The following is an 18124-nucleotide window of genomic DNA, read 5'->3' as shown; positions in this document are numbered from 1 at the left end:
ATTGGTCATCGTTGGCAGGATAAGTTCGTGTTATGCTACCACCAAGAAAGGTCGCTATACCAGAAAACGCAACGCGCTAGACCCTAATACCCAACGGGTATTAGGGGTTGAATCTTGGTATCGAGATATATATAGTGACGCCCGCTTTGCAACTACGAGCATTTTGCCTCTGGTTTACAAGGTTGGCGCGAAAATTAGTCAGGAAGGTGGCATGTCTGCACAACCGGTAGATATTCAAATTTTTGGTCGCTCGTTAAGAGTCAATTGTCCGCCAGAACAACAAGACGCGTTGAACATGGCAGCAGAAGATCTTAACCAACGGTTGCAAGATCTCAAAGTTCGCACTAGAGTCACAAATACTGAGCAGTTAGTTTTTATCGCAGCATTGAATGTCTGTCACGAATTAGCTCAGGAAAGGTTGAAAACCCGTGACTATGCATCCAATATGGAGCAACGTATTCGGATGTTACAACAGACCATTGAACAGGCGTTGCTTGAACAAGGTCGCATCTCTGAACGTCAGGATGCACAGTTTGAATAAATCTCTGTTGAATGATAGATTCAGCAGTGAGTAAAAAATTTCTCTGAGGTGTTTGCCAGCGGGCCAGTCCCCTGAGCCGATATTTAATACCAACAGAATGTAGTGACTCCGTAACTGGTGCGCATGCTCGGTCCGCCGAGAAGCCTTAAGGTTGCGACGCTGCGTTCACCTTGAACCATGGGTTCAAGGGTTACAGCCTGCGGCGGCATCTCGGAGATCCCCTCTTTATCGATTAACCAGCATTTGGGGTTATCACGTTCGTTTTACATTGGCTGTCTACTGGCATCAGCAATATATCTTCCGAATCAATAAAATGTCTTTTTAATCAAAAAATTATCCTTTAAATTAACAACATATTTTTGAATAAATAATATGCCTTTGACTGCGCAATATGCCCTTGAGCGACAAAAGATTCGTAGTGAGATTCGTGAACGTCGGCGTCTGTTGACTGCGGAACAACAGCATCAGTCAGCGCATCTGGCGGCAAAGCATATCGCTGAGCATGACAGAATCCGTCAGGCTAACACCATTGCCGTGTTCCTCTCCTTCGATGGTGAACTCAATACCCGCCCCATTATTGAGCTGCTATGGCAGCAACAAAAACAGGTTTATCTGCCGGTTTTGCACCCTTTCAGCCCCGGTAATTTATTATTTCTGCGTTATCGCCCTGATAGCACGCTTATCCGTAATCGCCTGAAAATCCTTGAACCACAATTAGATGTGCGAGAAGTTCTGCCACTAAACCAATTGGATATGGTAATAACCCCGTTAGTGGCGTTTGATAGCCTCGGGCAACGTTTAGGTATGGGTGGTGGCTTTTATGACCGTACGCTGCAACACTGGCAGCAAGGGCGCCCTTATCCTATTGGCCTGGCCCATGATTGCCAATGGGTAGAGCACTTGCCCTGTGAGCTTTGGGATGTACCATTGCCAGAGATAGTGACACCAACAAAAGTGTGGCAGTGGTAAGAGATAATCCTGCAAAATAAAAAAACACCCGATATTTTATAGATAGCGGGTGTTTAGTCATTCAATACAAATAGTTATTAGTAAAGCAAACGAGCACGGATAGTTCCCGGGATCGCCTTCATCGCCTGCAATGCTTTTTCTGCATTTTCCGCATCATCAGTCTCAACATCAATGACGACATAACCGATTTCAGCACTGGTTTGCAGATACTGTGCCGCAATGTTGACATTCTGTTCGGCAAAGATTTTGTTAATGCTGGTCAGGATGCCTGGGCGGTTCTCATGGATATGCAACAGACGGCGGGTATTATCGCCGTGAGCAGGCAGAGAAACCTCAGGGAAGTTGACCGCAGACAGCGTTGAGCCGTTGTCGGAATACTTCGCCAGCTTACCTGCCACTTCATCACCGATATTTTCCTGCGCTTCCTGAGTGGAACCACCAATATGTGGTGTTAGCAACACATTATCAAACTCGCACAAGGGTGAATTGAACGGGTCCTTATTAGTTGCAGGCTCTTCAGGGAATACGTCGATTGCCGCGCCTGCCAAATGATTGCTGGCCAACGCATCACATAAGGCCGGGATATCGACCACGGTACCGCGTGAGGCGTTAATCAGCATCGCACCCGGCTTCATCAGAGCCAACTGTTCAGGGCCAATCATGTTTTTAGTGGAGTGGTTTTCCGGCACATGCAGGCTAATCACATCACTCATATTCAGTAGATCAGACAGGTGACGCACCTGCTGTGCATTCCCTAACGACAGTTTATTTTCGATATCGTAGAAAAATACTTTCATCCCGACACTCTCTGCCAGAATCCCGAGTTGGGTACCGATATGACCATAACCGATAATGCCCAGCTTCTTGCCACGGGCTTCATAGGAACCCACCGCCAGCTTGTTCCACTCACCACGGTGAGCTTTGGCGTTAGCCGATGGAATGCCTCGGAACATCAGCAGTAACTCGCCCAGTACCATTTCAGCTACCGAACGGGTATTGGAGAAAGGTGCATTGAATACCGGCACACCGCGTTTGGTAGCCGCTTTTAAATCAACCTGATTGGTACCGATACAGAAACAACCTACCGCGACTAATTTTTCTGCTGCCGCAAAAACTTCTTCAGACAGATGCGTACGCGATCGAATGCCGATGAAGTGAGCATCTTTGATCGATGCTTTCAGTGATTCGGTGTCTAAGGCACCTTTATGATATTCAATATTGCTATATCCGGCAGCACGCAGATTATCAACCGTGCTCTGGTGCACCCCTTCCACTAACAGAAACTTAATTCTGTCTTTCTCCAGTGATACTTTTGCCATGTCCCCGACCCTATTTTCAGACTTCAGATGTGGCTGCCGCTATCGAATGAATCCGGTCAGCACCCTGTCAACATAACAAATATTACGCGGGCAGCAATACAAACGATTGCCTGCCGGCTAGCATAACAATCAGTGTCAATGTTCATTTATGGAATAAAAAACTGGCGTGAAGAGGGTTAATGGCAGGTTAATAAAACGAAATGAAGAAATGTGATATATATCACCAAATTTAGCGATTTTAAGAAAAGATATTTAAAGGCAAAAAAACTTTCAGGATGAAGTAGCGAACCTCATCCTGAGAGCGAGTTAACCGATCACTTTAATTTTATGGTCTTAACGCCGTCGGCGGTGCCAATCAGTGCCACATCAGCCCCCCGATTAGCAAATAGGCCGACCGTAACGACACCGGCAATACCATTGATTTTATTTTCTAACGCAATGGCATCCAAAATACTCAGATTGTGGACATCCAAAATAACGTTGCCGTTATCAGTCAGGACGTTCTGACGATACTCCGGTAAGCCACCCAGCTTAACCAGTTCACGAGCCACATAAGAGCGGGCCATTGGGATAACTTCAACCGGCAGCGGGAACTTACCCAGTATAGCAACCTGCTTGGACGCATCCGCGATGCAGATAAACTGACGAGCAATAGCAGCAATGATTTTCTCGCGGGTCAGCGCAGCACCACCGCCTTTGATCATCTGCATCTGGTCGTTAATTTCATCAGCGCCATCAACATAGATATCCAATACATCCACTTCATTACAATCGAATACGTGGATGCCGTAACTTTTCAGTTTGGCAGTAGAGGCATCAGAGCTGGAAACCGCCCCCTCTATCTGGCCTTTGATGGAGCCAAGTGCGTCAATAAAATGTGCTGCGGTCGAGCCAGTGCCAACCCCAACGATGGTACCAGGTTTTACATAATCTAATGCTGCCCAGCCCACTGCTTTTTTAAGTTCATCCTGAGTCATGGTAAGTTCACGCCTTGATGTGAAAGAAAACCTGAGGTCATTATAGAGCATCCGCAGTGGTGATTGTGTGAATAAAGCCAACTCGCGTGGTAGTTAATTCTAGCCGGATCACAGTTATGCCGGTTTATTTGTGGCTGACACCTTGGCATCCTGTCATAACAAACTGGCTAAAATGTGGCATAGTGCTGTATCGACTTAATATTTGGAGAGATGACTCCGATGAAACGCCCAGACTACCGTACGCTACAAGCGCTGGACGCGGTGATCCGTGAACGCGGTTTTGAACGCGCTGCACAAAAACTTTGCATCACCCAATCGGCGGTATCTCAACGCATCAAGCAGTTGGAGAATCTGTTTGGACAACCGCTGCTGGTGCGCACCGTGCCACCACGGCCTACCGAACAAGGGCAGAAACTGCTCGCGTTACTGCATCAGGTTGAGTTACTGGAAGAAGAGTGGCTGGGCAATGATAATGGCGGAGATACACCACTGTTATTGTCGCTGGCAGTGAACGCCGACAGTTTGGCGACCTGGTTGCTACCGGCATTGAAACCGGTGCTGGCAGATTCCCCTATCCGGCTGAATTTACAAGTCGAGGATGAGACTCGAACTCAGGAACGGTTACGTCGCGGCGAGGTTGTGGGTGCTGTCAGTATCCAACCTCAACCGCTCCCCAGTTGTCTGGTTGATCAACTCGGTGCGCTGGATTACCTGTTTGTCGCCTCCAAACCTTTCGCTGAGCGTTATTTCCCTAATGGCGTAACCCGCTCGGCATTGTTGAAAGCGCCAGCGGTGGCGTTTGACCATCTGGATGATATGCATCAGGCGTTTTTACAGCAGAACTTTGATTTATCACCGGGCAGCGTGCCCTGCCATATTGTTAACTCTTCCGAAGCTTTTGTGCAGTTAGCGCGACAAGGAACCACCTGTTGTATGATCCCGCATCTGCAAATCGAGAAAGAGCTAGCTTCAGGCGAATTAATCAATCTGACGCCAGGATTACTGCAACGACGAATGCTGTTCTGGCACCGGTTTGCACCGGAAAGCAGAACCATGAGAAAGGTGACTGACGCCCTGTTGTCTTATGGGCGTCAGGTATTACGGCAGGATTGATTTATTTAGCGGTACTGGTCGCAGTTTGGAGTTCAAACACGACATCAACCTGATCATCAAAATGGATGGTCTGCTGTTCGTAAGTTTGTGCGGCATCGGTGGCTGGTGCCGCTTCAGCGCTTTTAAACATGCGTGCTACCGGCATAGGCTGGTAGTTAGCGACGTGGTAACGAATGCTGTAGACCGACCCAAGTTTAACTTTGAATCCATCAGCCAATGATCCTGCCTGGCTGATAGCATTTTCAATGGCTTTTTTACGCGCCTGCTCACGGTATGTGTCCGGGTTTGCTACCCCGAGTTCCACCGCACGGATCTCGTTTAGACCAGACTTCAGCGCACCATCTAGCAGCTCATTCAACTTATCCAGTTGGCGTAATGTTACCTGAACCTGGCGCACGGCACGGTATCCCTTCAAGACCGCTTCACCGCTTTTCTGGTAATCGTATTCAGGTTGAGTACGAATATTGGCAGCATTGATATCTTTCTTTTCAATGCCACTTTTACGTAAGAAATCAAAATATTGCGCGACCCTGGTATCCGCCTGTTTTTTGGCATCTGCCGCATCTTTGGCAGATACACTGACTTCAATAGCGATAGTGGCAATATCCGGTGTCGCATCAACACTGGCGGTACCGGAGGTGACAACATGCGGCCCTTCTGGCACTTCGGCTGCCTGAACTTGTAGCGCCAAAGGTAACGTCCCTAATCCCATCATTGCGGCCAAAGCCAATGTCTTCAACTTCACAGTGCCTCCTAAGATATACATGGCAAATTATTTATGACAACTCAGTCGACCTCAGCTAGATAACCAGTGAATTCAATCAGCGACAAATACATTTGCAGTTAATTACACTCACTCGAATCTCATTGGCAGCGTGATTAATTTGCTGTCGGTAACCAGATTAACACATCAACCGTAGCATATCTTATGAATCATGGGATTCGGATTAATGATAAAAACTCACAGATTTAGTGCTTGTTGCGCTAGCTGAAAAGCAATAAACCACATTACCCCTCCGACCAACAGATTAATCACCCGCTGCGACGTTGGGCGGTTAAGCCACGGTGATAACCACGCAGCCAATAGCGCGAGGGCAAAAAACCAGGCAATAGAGGCACTCACGGCTCCCAAAGCGAACCAAGGCCGGGAGTCGGGTAATAACTGGCTGCCAAGGCTACCGAGCACCACAAAGGTATCGAGATAGACATGCGGATTGAGCCAGGTTACCGCCAGTAGGGTTATAACTATTGGCCAACGCCCTTGCGCGCCGGTTGCGGCTGCAGATGAGGAGCCCCTCCCACGCCAGGCTGCCATCAATGCGCCCCAGCCGTACCACAGCAGGAAAGCCACACCGCCCCATGTGACCAGTGCCAGTAACAATGGCGAACGGCTCAGCAAAGCACTACCGCCAAAGATCCCCGCACAAATCAAGATAATGTCACTCAGCGCACAAAGTGAGGCACTCATCAAATGGTGCTGACGCTTAATCCCCTGGTTCATCACAAAGGCATTTTGTGGCCCGAGGGGTAAAATCATCGCAGCACTGAGGGCGAAGCCCTGTAAATAGACAGCTAACATACTGTTACCTTTAAATAATACTCAAAACGGGCCGAGAGAATTGGAGAGGAATTAGCAGCATATTACGGGGAGAGCAGCATCAGAGGAAATTGATATTTCTTATCAATAATAAGTAAAACTAATAATGGCTAAGCAAGAGGGAAAACAAGGATGGAAAAAGGAAAAAACGGGCCGATAACGACCCGATTTGACATGGCTATAGCCAAATTGTAAACAACACTACAGCTTCAGGTACGCAGACTAATCTGCCTCAGTTTTTGCTACCTGATGCAAATGCACGTCCATCTGCGGGTAAGGAATGCCAATTTTGTTAGCATCCAACGCACGCTTGAAGTTTTCCATCAGATCCCAATACACATCCATCGCATCGCCATTGGTAGTCCAGACGCGCACCGTGAAGTTAAGGGAAGAGGCAGCCATCTCATTCAAACGCACGGTAACCCCTTTGTCATGCATGATACGTTTATCTGCGGCAATGATGTCACCCAGCACTTTCTTTACCACATCAATATCAGCATCATAGGCAACACCGATGACCATATCGGTACGGCGATTCGGTTCACGGCTGGTATTGATGATGTTATTAGCAATAATTTTGCCGTTGGGTACCACGATGATTTTGTCGTCGACCGTCCGTAGGGTCGTTGAGAAAATTTGCACCTGAACCACAGTACCGGCTACACCGCCCAGATCGACATATTCACCTGCCTTAAATGGACGGAAGGCCACCAGCAGCACTCCGGCGGCAAAGTTTGATAGCGAGCCTTGTAGCGCCAAACCAACAGCTAAACCCGCGGCACCGATAACGGCAATCACCGATGCAGTCTGCACACCCAAACGTCCCAGCACCGCAACGATAGTGAAAGCCAGAATGCTGTAACGCGCCATTGCTGCCAGGAAGTCTGCGACGGTGACATCAATGCCACGTAACTTCATGACCCGACCAAGCATCCGTGACGCAATTTTGGCGATGATTGAACCGACGGTTAAGATAAGTAATGCTGCGACCAGATTAACCGCGTATTGAATCAGCAAATCTTGGTTATTCACCAACCAGGTACTCGCTTCATTGATACCATCAACTACGTTTAATTCTTCCATTTGAATCATCCTACAAAAAGCTCCCTGCGGGAGAGATTACGCAAAAAATCACCGCAAAATGCTGACGGCTACAACTGACAGCCTGTTTAGGGTAACTAACAATGAGCCTGTTGCCAATTTTGGCAGAGAAATTTACGCTGAAATATCAGACTACTCAGTCAATCAAGGCGGCGGAAATGAGGTTAGATTCGTTTTTTGCAAAGAAAAAAGGCCCCAAGGGGCCTTTTAAGTCGGTCAAAGCAGTATCGAATTACAGAACGTCTTTGGCGTTCAGTTCTTCAAAAGCTTTTTCCAGACGAGCAACCATAGTCACCTGTGCAGCACGCAGCCACGCACGTGGGTCGTAGAATTTCTTGTTCGGCTTGTCAGCACCTTCTGGGTTACCCAGTTGGCCTTGCAGATAAGCTTCGTTCTTTTTGTAGTAGCCCAGAATACCTTCCCACGTTGCCCATTGGGTATCGGTGTCGATATTCATTTTAACTACGCCATAGCTAACCGCTTCTTTGATTTCAGCAGCAGTAGAACCTGAACCACCGTGGAATACGAAGTTCAAGCTGTTGTGCGGCAGATTGTGTTTCTTGGAAACATAATCCTGAGAATCACGCAGAATAGTTGGGGTCAGTTTCACGTTACCTGGCTTGTAAACACCGTGTACGTTACCGAAAGAGGCAGCGATGGTGAAACGTGGGCTGATAGCGTTCAGTTTTTCGTAAGCGTAATCAACATCTTGTGGCTGAGTATACAGAGAAGATGCGTCCATATGGCTGTTGTCCACGCCATCTTCTTCACCACCGGTGCAACCCAGTTCGATTTCCAGCGTCATACCCAGTTTCGCCATGCGAGTCAGGTATTTGCTACAAATTTCGATATTTTCTTCCAGGGACTCTTCAGACAGGTCGATCATGTGAGAAGAGAACAGTGGTTTGCCGGTAGCCGCAAAGTGTTTCTCACCTGCGTCCAACAAGCCGTCTAACCATGGCAGCAATTTCTTGGCGCAATGGTCGGTGTGCAGAATAACAGGAACACCATAGTGTTCAGCCATCTGATGGACATGATGTGCACCAGAGATAGCGCCCAGGATTGCAGCACCCTGACCTTCTGCTTTAACGCCTTTACCTGCGATAAATGCTGCACCACCGTTAGAGAACTGAACGATAACTGGCGCACGCACTTTGGCTGCTGTTTCCAGCACTGCGTTAATAGAGTCGGTGCCGACACAGTTAACTGCTGGCAGAGCAAAGTTGTTCTCTTTGGCTACTGCGAACACTTTCTGAACGTCATCACCTGTGATGACACCTGGTTTTACGAAATCAAAAATTTTAGACATGTACGTTGTCCTGTTTCGTCGACTGAAGATAGCAGCTATCCGGTGAGGATAGGCCCTAAATGTAAATCGCCTATACCCGTCATACTTCAAACTGCATGTGCGTTGGCTGCCATCATTCACTCAAGTCATTGAGTTATCTCAACTCCTTGAGTTCATTTCGTTGCCGCCTTCCTGCAACTCGAATTATTTAGGGTATAAAGCCCGCGAGCTTCATTAGCTAAAAGCGAAACGGGCGGCTTTCGCCCCCCGTTATCTAAATTACTGCTTAGCGCGCTCTTCCAGCATCACCACCGCTGGCAGTTTTTTCCCTTCTACGAACTCAAGGAATGCACCACCGCCGGTAGAAATGTAAGAGATTTGGTCAGCAATACCGAACAGATCGATTGCTGCCAGAGTGTCACCACCGCCCGCGATAGAGAATGCGTCACTCTCTGCGATGGCACGAGCGACTATCTCGGTCCCTTTACGGAAATTAGGGAACTCGAATACACCAACCGGGCCATTCCACAGAATGGTTTTGGCATTTTTCAGGATCTCAGCCAGACGTTGTGCAGACTCGTCGCCCAGATCAAGAATTTGTTCGTCATCTTTGATTTGGTTAGCTGGTTTCAGTGTCGCAACAGCAGTTTCAGAGAATTCGGTTGCAACACGCACATCGGTAGGAACCGGGATATCACAAGTTTCCAGCAGGCGCTTGGCTTCTGGAATCAGGTCTGCTTCGTACAGAGATTTACCGACATTGTTGCCTTGAGCTGCAACGAAGGTATTGGCGATACCACCACCAACAATCAGTTGATCGGCGATTTTAGACAGTGCGCCAAGCACGGTCAGTTTGGTTGATACTTTAGAACCACCCACAATGGCAACCATTGGGCGTGCTGGGTTACCCAGCGCTTTACCCAGTGCTTCCAGTTCTGCTGACAACAGCGGGCCGGCACAGGCGATAGGGGCAAATTTACCCACACCGTGAGTAGAAGCTTGTGCACGGTGAGCAGTACCAAACGCATCCATCACATAGACGTCACACAGTGCCGCATATTTCTTAGACAGCGTTTCGTCGTCTTTCTTCTCGCCTTTGTTAAAGCGAACGTTTTCCAGCACAACCAACTCGCCTGCTGCAATTTCAACGCCGTCCAGATAGTCTTTCGCCAGACGTACCGGAGAAGACAGTTTGTCTTTCAGGTAGTTAACTACTGGCAGCAAGGAGAACTCTTCGTTGTACTCGCCTTCGGTCGGGCGACCCAAGTGAGAGGTAACCATTACTTTAGCGCCTTGCTTCAGTGCCGCTTCAATCGTCGGCAGAGATGCACGGATACGCGCATCAGAAGTCACTTTGCCATCTTTTATCGGAACATTGAGGTCCGCACGGATCAGCACGCGTTTGCCAGCCAGATCCAGATCGGTCATCTTAATTACAGACATGGTGAATCCTCTTGTTGATTCTCTTTAAAGTTGCATAAGCTGCACATCAACGCTGATATAACCGCAGTAAAACTGCGGAAAAACAAGACGTTAGCATGCCATACTAGAAACCACTTCGGGCCATCGCCAATGTCGTATCCAACATTCTATTGGCGAAACCCCATTCGTTATCGCACCATACCAAGGTCTTAATCAGGTGCTGCCCACTGACCCGAGTCTGCGTGCAATCGACAATTGCACTGTGCGGATCATGGTTAAAATCGGTCGACACCAAGGGTAATTCCGTATAGTCAACTATACCACGAAATGAACCTCTTGCTGCCTTTTGAAAAAGCTGGTTAACCTCAGCGACACCAACCGGGTTTGTCACGCTAACGCTTAAATCGATAGCGGTTACGTTGATGGTTGGCACCCGTACCGAGATAGCTTCAAACCTGTCACAAAACTTCGGAAAAATACGGGTAATCCCTGCCGCCAGTTTAGTATCAACCGGGATAATTGACTGACTTGCTGCCCGGGTACGGCGTAAATCCTGATGATAAGCATCGATAACGGGTTGATCATTCATTGATGAATGAATGGTGGTCACAGTGCCAGACTCGATACCATAAGCGATATCCAACAACTGAATAATAGGAATAATGCAGTTCGTGGTACAGGAAGCGTTGGAAACAATCCGGTGCTCCGCCAGTAAATCTTGATGGTTTACACCATAGACTACTGTTGCGTCTAAATCATTGCCGCCAGGATGGGCAAACAGTACCTTTTTGGCACCGGAGGCAATATGAGCCTCGCCATCGGCACGGCTGCCATACACGCCGCTACAATCTAGAACAACATCAATTCCTAACTCACCCCAAGGTAACTGCTCTATTTCTGGCTGATGTATCAGCCGGATGATATCGTCACCGACGTACAAATTGTCACATTCCTGACGAACATCCCAGGCAAACCGGCCATGGCTGGAGTCATACTTCAGTAAATGGGCCATCCCTTGTGCATTAGCCAACTCATTAATAGCAACTACTGAAATTTCTGCCCGGCGACCCGATTCATACAATGCGCGTAAAACGCTACGGCCAATACGGCCAAAGCCATTTATCGCTATGCGGATTGTCATGTTACTCCCTGTTTCTGGTTATTATCATGCAACCCCATAGCGTACTGCACCGTACTCTAAGATGTTAATCGTCTTATCACAATTCAGCCAGAATACTTCCGGCGTTTTCCTCAGCTAATTTTACTGAAACTGAAAATCAATCATGACTGAAACGCTTCAGCCAGAATAAACCAAACTAATCATAAAAGGAATATCTGCCTGATAAAGGGCACAATACATCCATCAATTGGCGAAAAAAAAGACCGCAGAAGCGGTCTTTTAACAGGTGTATTACCGGGATTGTCATCACCGTTTACACCCGGTATACCCTTTGGCTTGGAACTGCTGGAATGCTAGCGGCACCACCAAGTTTTTTGGGCATATTTCATAGTAACCCAGTCTCTTATTTCAATAGCGCCTGAGCTTTCGCTACCACGTTTTCAACAGTGAAACCAAATTCTTTAAACAGCAATTCTGCTGGTGCAGATTCACCGAAGGTGGTCATACCAACCACCGCGCCATTCAGGCCAACGTATTTGTACCAGTAATCGGCAATACCGGCTTCAACGGCAACGCGCGCGCTAACCGCTGCTGGCAATACAGATTCACGGTAAGCGGCGTCTTGTTTGTCGAATGCATCAGTTGATGGCATAGAAACAACACGCACTTTGTGGCCTGCGCCGGTCAGTTGATCTGCTGCTGCCACTGCCAGTTCAACTTCAGAACCGGTAGCAATGAAGATCAGTTCAGGCTGGCCTGCACAATCTTTCAGTACATATGCGCCTTTAGCGATATTGGCTAACTGCTCAGCAGTACGTGGCTGTTGTGCCAGATTCTGACGGGAGAAGATCAGTGCACTCGGGCCATCTTTGCGTTCCAGCGCATACTGCCATGCCACCGCAGACTCAACCTGGTCACAAGGACGCCAGGTGCTCATGTTTGGTGTTACACGCAGGCTGGCCATCTGCTCAACCGGCTGATGGGTTGGGCCATCTTCGCCCAGACCAATAGAGTCATGGGTGTAAACGAATATGCTGCGGATTTTCATCAGAGCAGCCATACGCACCGCGTTACGGGCATATTCCACAAACATCAGGAAGGTTGCGCCGTAAGGAATGAAACCACCGTGCAGAGCAATACCGTTCATGATGGCAGACATACCAAATTCACGGACGCCGTAGTGAATGTAGTTACCCGCCAGATCATCGCTCAGTGATTTAGAACCAGACCAGATAGTCAGGTTACTCGGTGCCAGGTCAGCAGAGCCGCCCAAGAATTCAGGTAATACTTTACCGAAGGCTTCCAGCGCATTTTGTGATGCTTTGCGGCTGGCAATCTTGGCAGGATTAGCTTGCAATTGTTCGATGAAATTCTTGGATTCAGTCGCCCAGTTAGCAGGCAATTCACCGCTGACACGACGTTTGAATTCAGCAGCCAGTTCTGGATAAGCTTTGGCATAAGCTGCGAACTTCTCGTTCCAGGCAGCTTCTTTTGCCTGACCGGCTTCTTTAGCATCCCACGCAGCATAGATATTTTGTGGGATTTCAAATGCAGGGTATTTCCACCCCAATGCTTCACGGGTAGCAGCAACTTCATCAGCACCTAATGGTGCACCGTGTGAGTCATGCGTACCGGCTTTCTTCGGTGAGCCAAAACCGATAATGGTTTTGCACATCAGCAGTGAAGGTTTGTCGCTAACTTTGTGAGCTTCTTCGATAGCCGCTTTGATTGAATCAGCATTATGGCCATCAACACCACGAACCACATGCCAACCGTAAGCTTCGAAACGAGCCGCCGTGTCGTCAGTGAACCAGCCTTCAACGTGACCATCGATAGAGATACCGTTGTCGTCATAGAAAGCGGTCAGTTTGCCCAGCTTCATGGTGCCAGCCAGAGAGCACACCTCGTGGGAGATACCTTCCATCATGCAGCCATCACCCATAAATGCGTAGGTGTGATGATCAACAACGTCATGGCTTGGGCGGTTAAACTGTGCGGCCAGCGTGCGTTCTGCAATGGCGAAACCAACAGCATTCGCAATGCCCTGACCCAGCGGGCCGGTGGTAGTTTCTACGCCAGCGGTATAGCCATATTCAGGGTGACCAGGCGTTTTAGAGTGTAACTGACGGAAGTTTTTCAGCTCTTCCATCGGCAAATCATAGCCAGTGAGATGCAGCAAGCTATAGATCAACATGGAGCCGTGACCATTCGATAACACGAAACGGTCGCGATCAGCCCAGTGTGGGTTGGTTGGGTTATGGTTCAAATAGTCACGCCACAAAACTTCGGCGATATCTGCCATACCCATAGGGGCGCCGGGGTGGCCGGAATTCGCTTTCTGCACTGCGTCCATGCTTAGTGCGCGGATCGCGTTGGCAAGCTCTTTACGAGAGGACATGTTTTACTCCAGGTCGGATTAAAAAAAAGCGTTCAAGTTTACCATTTTCTCAGACTCAGCATTGAAACGGCAATCACTAAAACTAAATGAGCTAAAACTTCCATATTTTCAGAATAAAGCTATAGCTGTAACGATTGAGTCGCGTTACCCTCGCTGCGTTTTTAGCCACACAATGAGTGTATTAACCACTCTGTCGGCTGGCAGTGTTCGTTTTTGCAAACAAACCGATATAAACCATACGTTGCAACGAATATTTCGGGCAAGACCTATTGCCGACAGAGTAGAACAACCGTCGTCGATTCAACAGCGATTAATGCAATAGTTAATAAGAATGTAACAGTGACTGTTGGCGAATAATGATGGATAGATAACGCAACTGATACGTTATCATCACGAAGAGAACGGTCCTCTCCAATAATAAAATGGCATAACCACAGGAAGAAAGTGTTATGAAAATTCGTACCTCAATGATTGCACTGAGCCTTACAGCGCTGCTTAGCGGCTGCCAGAATATGAATACTGATGGCTTAATGCAGTCAGGCGCACAGGCATTTCAAGCGGCAACCTTGAATGATGCTGATGTAAAAATGCTCAGCGAAAAATCTTGCGCTGAAATGGATCAGAAAGCGCAGATAGCGCCAACAGACAGTACCTATGCCAAACGGTTGGTGAAAATTTCAGCCGCATTAGGCGATAACATTAATGGTACGCCAGCTAACTATAAGGTGTATGTCACAAAGGATGTGAATGCCTGGGCCATGGCAAATGGTTGTATTCGTGTCTATAGCGGCCTGATGGACATGATGACCGACAATGAAGTGGAAGGTGTACTCGGTCATGAGATGGGCCATGTGGCATTGGGGCATACCCGTAAAGCGATGCAAGTGGCCTATGGCACGACAGCCCTGCGTACCGCAGCCAGTTCCGCGGGCGGGATTGCCGGGCAGTTATCTCAGTCTCAGTTAGCAGATATTGGCGAGAAATTAGTTAACGCTCAATTTTCACAGAAACAAGAAAGCGAAGCGGATGATTACTCATTCGATTTGTTGAAAAAACGCGGTATCGATCCAAATGGTTTAGTCACTAGCTTTGAAAAATTGGCAACCATGGAAGCAGGCCGTACCAGCAGCATGTTTGACGATCATCCGTCATCACAAGCGCGGGCTGATCATATTCGCCAACGTATTGCTGCTGAGAAGTAAACCCCGTCAATTATCACTGTATAACGCCCGTGATTTTTGCGGGCGTTACTCTCTTATTACTAAATATTACCCGCCACTATCTACGTCCAGATTTACCTCAATCTGATCACCTTTAATGCGCACTGGATAGGTTGCTAAATCCCTATCGCCTGGCTCACGCAAGCACTGGCCGGTCCGCACATCAAACAATGCACCGTGTAATGGGCATTCAACGGTTTCTCCATCCATAAAGCCCTGACTTAACAATGCATTGGCATGAGGGCAAATGTCTTCCATCGCAAAATACTCACCATCAATGACATAGACGCCAATCCTTTTATCATCAATCTGCGCTGAGAAAGGAAAATCGGGCTTGACGTAATTTACCTTACAAACACTGACCCATCCCATTCAAGCACCTCTCAGATAAGCATCATAAATGACCAATATTAGTGTGGTTGATATTTGGACAATCACCAGTGACAGGGGCAAACAAAAAGGGCAAACCTGAGTTTGCCCTTAATATAGAGAGACTTCTTGCGTTGAAAAAGCAGCCGTTAGCCGTTATTCATCTTCGAGATAAGTATAACCGTACAGACCTGCTTCGAACTCTTCCATAAACTGCGCCTGCAACTCGGTATCTAGATCAGTTTCTTTCACCTGATCACGGAATTGGTTCAACAATTTCTCAGGGTTCAACTGAACATATTCCAGCATATCTGCGACGGTATCACCTTCGTCAGTCTGCTCAACTTCAACCGTGCCGTCTGGGAATACATACACATCAACCGCGGCAGTATCACCAAACAAGTTATGCATATTGCCCAGAATCTCTTGATAGGCACCAACCATAAAGAAGCCCAACAATGGCGGGTTTTCAGCATCATATGGCGGCATCGGCATGGTGGTTGCTACCCCATCGCCGTCAATATAATGGTCGATAGTACCGTCTGAGTCACAAGTAATATCCAGCAATACCGCGCGGCGTTCTGGTGGCTTATCTAACCCTTCCAGTGGCAACACTGGGAATAACTGATCGATACCCCAGGCATCCGGCATAGATTGGAACAGCGAGAAATTCACGTACAGCTTGTCGGCCATACGCTCTTGCAGCTCATCAATGATTGGCCGGTGTGCACGGTTGCTTGGGTCCAGTTGCTTCTGGATATCATTGCAGATACTCAGGTACATCTGTTCCGCCCAGGCACGTTGTGTCAGGTCCAGTATCCCATGGGCATATTGACTATGCACATCATGTAAATCCATTTGACTGTCGTGCAGCCATTCGCGCAGAGAGCGGCGGTTTTCCGGCTCTTGCATTTCCAGCCAGGTATCCCACAGGCTTATCAGCGCACGAGGTGCATCTTCTTCCGGTGGCTGTGGCTCATTAAATTCATTGCGTTCTACGCCGATCACATTGGAAACCAGCACGGTATGGTGCGCGGTGACTGCGCGGCCCGATTCCGTAATCACGGTAGGATGCGGCAGGCCATGTTCATTACAAGCATCACCAATACCCCAGATAACGTTGTTGGCATATTCATTCAGGCCATAGTTTACTGAGCAATCGGACTGAGAACGCGTCCCTTCGTAATCCACCCCCAAACCACCACCCACATCGAAGCACTGGATATTGACACCCAGCTTGTGTAATTCCACATAGAAACGTGCGGACTCACGAACCCCGGTGGAGATATCACGGATGTTAGATAGCTGAGATCCCAAATGGAAATGCAGTAATTGCAGGCTTTCGAGACTATTGGCGTCACGCAGCATATCAACCAATTGCAGCACTTGGGTGGCAGACAAACCAAATTTAGATTTCTCACCACCGCTAGCCTGCCATTTACCGGAACCTTGTGATGCCAGGCGCGCACGAACACCCAGGCGCGGAACCACATTCAAGCGTTCGGCTTCTTCCAATACCATTTTGATTTCTGACATCTTTTCGATGACCAGATAAACCTTATGGCCCAGTTTTTCGCCGATTAATGCCAGACGAATATATTCACGATCTTTATAGCCGTTACAAACGATAACCGAACGGGTCATACCTGCATGGGCCAAAACCGCCATCATTTCAGCTTTAGAGCCAGCTTCCAGCCCCAACGGCTCACCAGAATTGACTAAAGACTCAATAACCCGGCGATGCTGGTTTACTTTAATCGGGTAAACCAGGAAGTAGTCGCCTTCATAGCCAAATGACTCACGCGCACGTTTAAATGCACCGTTAATTGAGCGTAGGCGATGTTGTAAAATTTGTGGGAAACAGAATAATGCAGGCAGACGTTGCCCCTGCTCGAGCTGCATTCCTTTGACCAGTTGCGCCAGATCGACACGCGCCTCACGAACATCTGGATCAGGGCAAACGCTGATATGACCCAACTCGTTGACGTCATAATAGTTGCCACCCCAATAGGCGACGTTATACGTGCTCAGCATCTTGCTGGCATTACGGTCATTCATGGCAACCTCCTGCATAGAGCGTAAAGAAACATGTGCGCCCGCTGCTGACGGACGGCCAATCAAGTTATCATCAGACATAATTCGCCTCTATTGCGATACTGACGATAAAGTCAGCCACTATCGCAGCTACAACCAGCAAGGACAACCCACGTGGACGCCGAATCGGCAGAATATTACGCTGCAAAGCGCTATCCACAAGTGGTTTATCACTCAGCTATTCATTACCCAAAAGGGTAAAACACGTTTAAATGGAAAATACGTCCGACTGTAAATACGTATTGAGATTTTGTGAATCGGATTAGCCGCAAAGTGGTCAGGCTAGCCGAATTCAGTGCTTCAGGCGGCTGTTAACCTGCCCGCGAATCCTGAGACGCACCCATGTGGGTGTAACATCGCCTTGATGGAGTACAAGAAAGGAAGGTTGCAAAGGGGGATTGAACGTCAGAACGACGTAGCTGTTGATGTGCAGCAACCAGTTGACAACGGATCATTAATCCAACCACCTCCACGCATGCCGCTCAGATTGAACGGACAAGACTTTAAATAAACCCGTCATCTTTCAAGTTACAGGGGAAATAGCTGCATATTGAAATCTATTGGGTATAGACAGATTAAGTAACAGTTTGATGACG

At 48.1% G+C, this 18124-nt stretch carries 16 protein-coding genes and 1 other RNA gene; 5 read left to right on the top strand and 12 right to left on the bottom strand.

Annotated features, from left to right (window positions below; genetic code table 11):
* Positions 1-211 precede the first annotated feature (211 nt).
* From zapA to V1955_RS03670, 3 genes are all read left to right on the top strand, one after another.
* Positions 212-541, top strand: coding sequence for a cell division protein ZapA (gene zapA, locus V1955_RS03680; RefSeq protein WP_004706812.1), 330 nt, complete (start codon positions 212-214; stop codon positions 539-541).
* Between the two features lie 37 nt (positions 542-578).
* Positions 579-762, top strand: a non-coding RNA gene (ssrS, locus tag V1955_RS03675) — 6S RNA.
* 151 nt (positions 763-913) lie between these two features.
* Complete coding sequence (locus V1955_RS03670; protein WP_372560647.1) at positions 914-1510, top strand: 5-formyltetrahydrofolate cyclo-ligase; 597 nt, start codon at positions 914-916, stop codon at positions 1508-1510.
* A 77-nt stretch (positions 1511-1587) separates the two neighbouring features.
* Here the strand turns inward: V1955_RS03670 and serA are convergent, their stop codons facing one another.
* Together serA and rpiA are read right to left on the bottom strand one after the other, a co-directional pair.
* Positions 1588-2829 carry a phosphoglycerate dehydrogenase gene (serA, locus tag V1955_RS03665; protein ID WP_083162735.1) on the bottom strand — a complete coding sequence of 414 codons (1242 nt, stop codon included), beginning with the start codon at positions 2827-2829 and terminating at the stop codon, positions 1588-1590.
* A gap of 314 nt (positions 2830-3143) precedes the next feature.
* Positions 3144-3806 (bottom strand): ribose-5-phosphate isomerase RpiA, encoded by a 663-nt coding sequence (rpiA, locus tag V1955_RS03660; RefSeq protein ID WP_083162733.1) that lies wholly within the window; start codon positions 3804-3806, stop codon positions 3144-3146.
* Between the two features lie 219 nt (positions 3807-4025).
* Here rpiA and V1955_RS03655 point away from each other — a divergent pair, with 219 nt between their 5' ends.
* Positions 4026-4919 carry a LysR family transcriptional regulator ArgP gene (locus tag V1955_RS03655; RefSeq protein ID WP_005163344.1) on the top strand — a complete coding sequence of 298 codons (894 nt, stop codon included), beginning with the start codon at positions 4026-4028 and terminating at the stop codon, positions 4917-4919.
* A gap of 1 nt (position 4920) precedes the next feature.
* Here the strand turns inward: V1955_RS03655 and V1955_RS03650 are convergent, their stop codons facing one another.
* From V1955_RS03650 to tkt, 7 genes are all read right to left on the bottom strand, one after another.
* Positions 4921-5664 (bottom strand): oxidative stress defense protein, encoded by a 744-nt coding sequence (locus tag V1955_RS03650; RefSeq protein WP_442820534.1) that lies wholly within the window; start codon positions 5662-5664, stop codon positions 4921-4923.
* A 216-nt stretch (positions 5665-5880) separates the two neighbouring features.
* Positions 5881-6498, bottom strand: a complete 618-nt coding sequence (gene argO, locus V1955_RS03645; RefSeq protein WP_083162729.1) for an arginine exporter ArgO — start codon at positions 6496-6498, stop codon at positions 5881-5883.
* 240 nt (positions 6499-6738) lie between these two features.
* The gene (mscS, locus tag V1955_RS03640; protein WP_083162727.1) at positions 6739-7599 is read right to left on the bottom strand and encodes a small-conductance mechanosensitive channel MscS; all 861 of its coding nucleotides are present in this window, start codon (positions 7597-7599) and stop codon (positions 6739-6741) included.
* Positions 7600-7849: 250 nt separating this feature from the next.
* Positions 7850-8926, bottom strand: a complete 1077-nt coding sequence (fbaA, locus tag V1955_RS03635; protein WP_005192802.1) for a class II fructose-bisphosphate aldolase — start codon at positions 8924-8926, stop codon at positions 7850-7852.
* 258 nt (positions 8927-9184) lie between these two features.
* Positions 9185-10348: a phosphoglycerate kinase gene (gene pgk / locus V1955_RS03630; RefSeq protein ID WP_050086390.1), complete on the bottom strand. Its 1164-nt coding sequence runs from the start codon at positions 10346-10348 to the stop codon at positions 9185-9187.
* A gap of 103 nt (positions 10349-10451) precedes the next feature.
* A complete protein-coding gene (epd, locus tag V1955_RS03625; protein ID WP_083162725.1) occupies positions 10452-11468 on the bottom strand; it encodes an erythrose-4-phosphate dehydrogenase in 1017 nt (338 codons plus the stop codon).
* Between the two features lie 382 nt (positions 11469-11850).
* Positions 11851-13845: a transketolase gene (gene tkt, locus V1955_RS03620; RefSeq protein ID WP_083162723.1), complete on the bottom strand. Its 1995-nt coding sequence runs from the start codon at positions 13843-13845 to the stop codon at positions 11851-11853.
* A 449-nt stretch (positions 13846-14294) separates the two neighbouring features.
* On the opposite strand from tkt, the gene V1955_RS03615 reads away from it, so the two are divergent.
* A complete protein-coding gene (locus tag V1955_RS03615; RefSeq protein WP_083162721.1) occupies positions 14295-15047 on the top strand; it encodes a M48 family metallopeptidase in 753 nt (250 codons plus the stop codon).
* 66 nt (positions 15048-15113) lie between these two features.
* Here V1955_RS03615 and V1955_RS03610 read toward each other — a convergent pair whose 3' ends face one another.
* The 3 genes from V1955_RS03610 to V1955_RS03600 form a co-directional block, all read right to left on the bottom strand.
* On the bottom strand, positions 15114-15437 hold the full coding sequence (locus V1955_RS03610; protein WP_083162719.1) for a non-heme iron oxygenase ferredoxin subunit: 324 nt from the start codon (positions 15435-15437) through the stop codon (positions 15114-15116).
* Between the two features lie 153 nt (positions 15438-15590).
* A complete protein-coding gene (speA, locus tag V1955_RS03605; RefSeq protein ID WP_083162717.1) occupies positions 15591-17570 on the bottom strand; it encodes a biosynthetic arginine decarboxylase in 1980 nt (659 codons plus the stop codon).
* A gap of 269 nt (positions 17571-17839) precedes the next feature.
* Positions 17840-17983, bottom strand: a complete 144-nt coding sequence (locus V1955_RS03600; RefSeq protein WP_420070940.1) for a hypothetical protein — start codon at positions 17981-17983, stop codon at positions 17840-17842.
* Positions 17984-18124 lie beyond the last annotated feature (141 nt).

Origin of the sequence: Yersinia sp. 2545 StPb PI (assembly GCF_052217125.1) — a bacterium.
In the GTDB taxonomy this organism is placed as follows: domain Bacteria; phylum Pseudomonadota; class Gammaproteobacteria; order Enterobacterales; family Enterobacteriaceae; genus Yersinia; species Yersinia enterocolitica_E.
The sequence above is the reverse complement of the archived record's forward strand: the minus strand, read 5'-3'. Positions and strand labels throughout refer to the sequence as shown.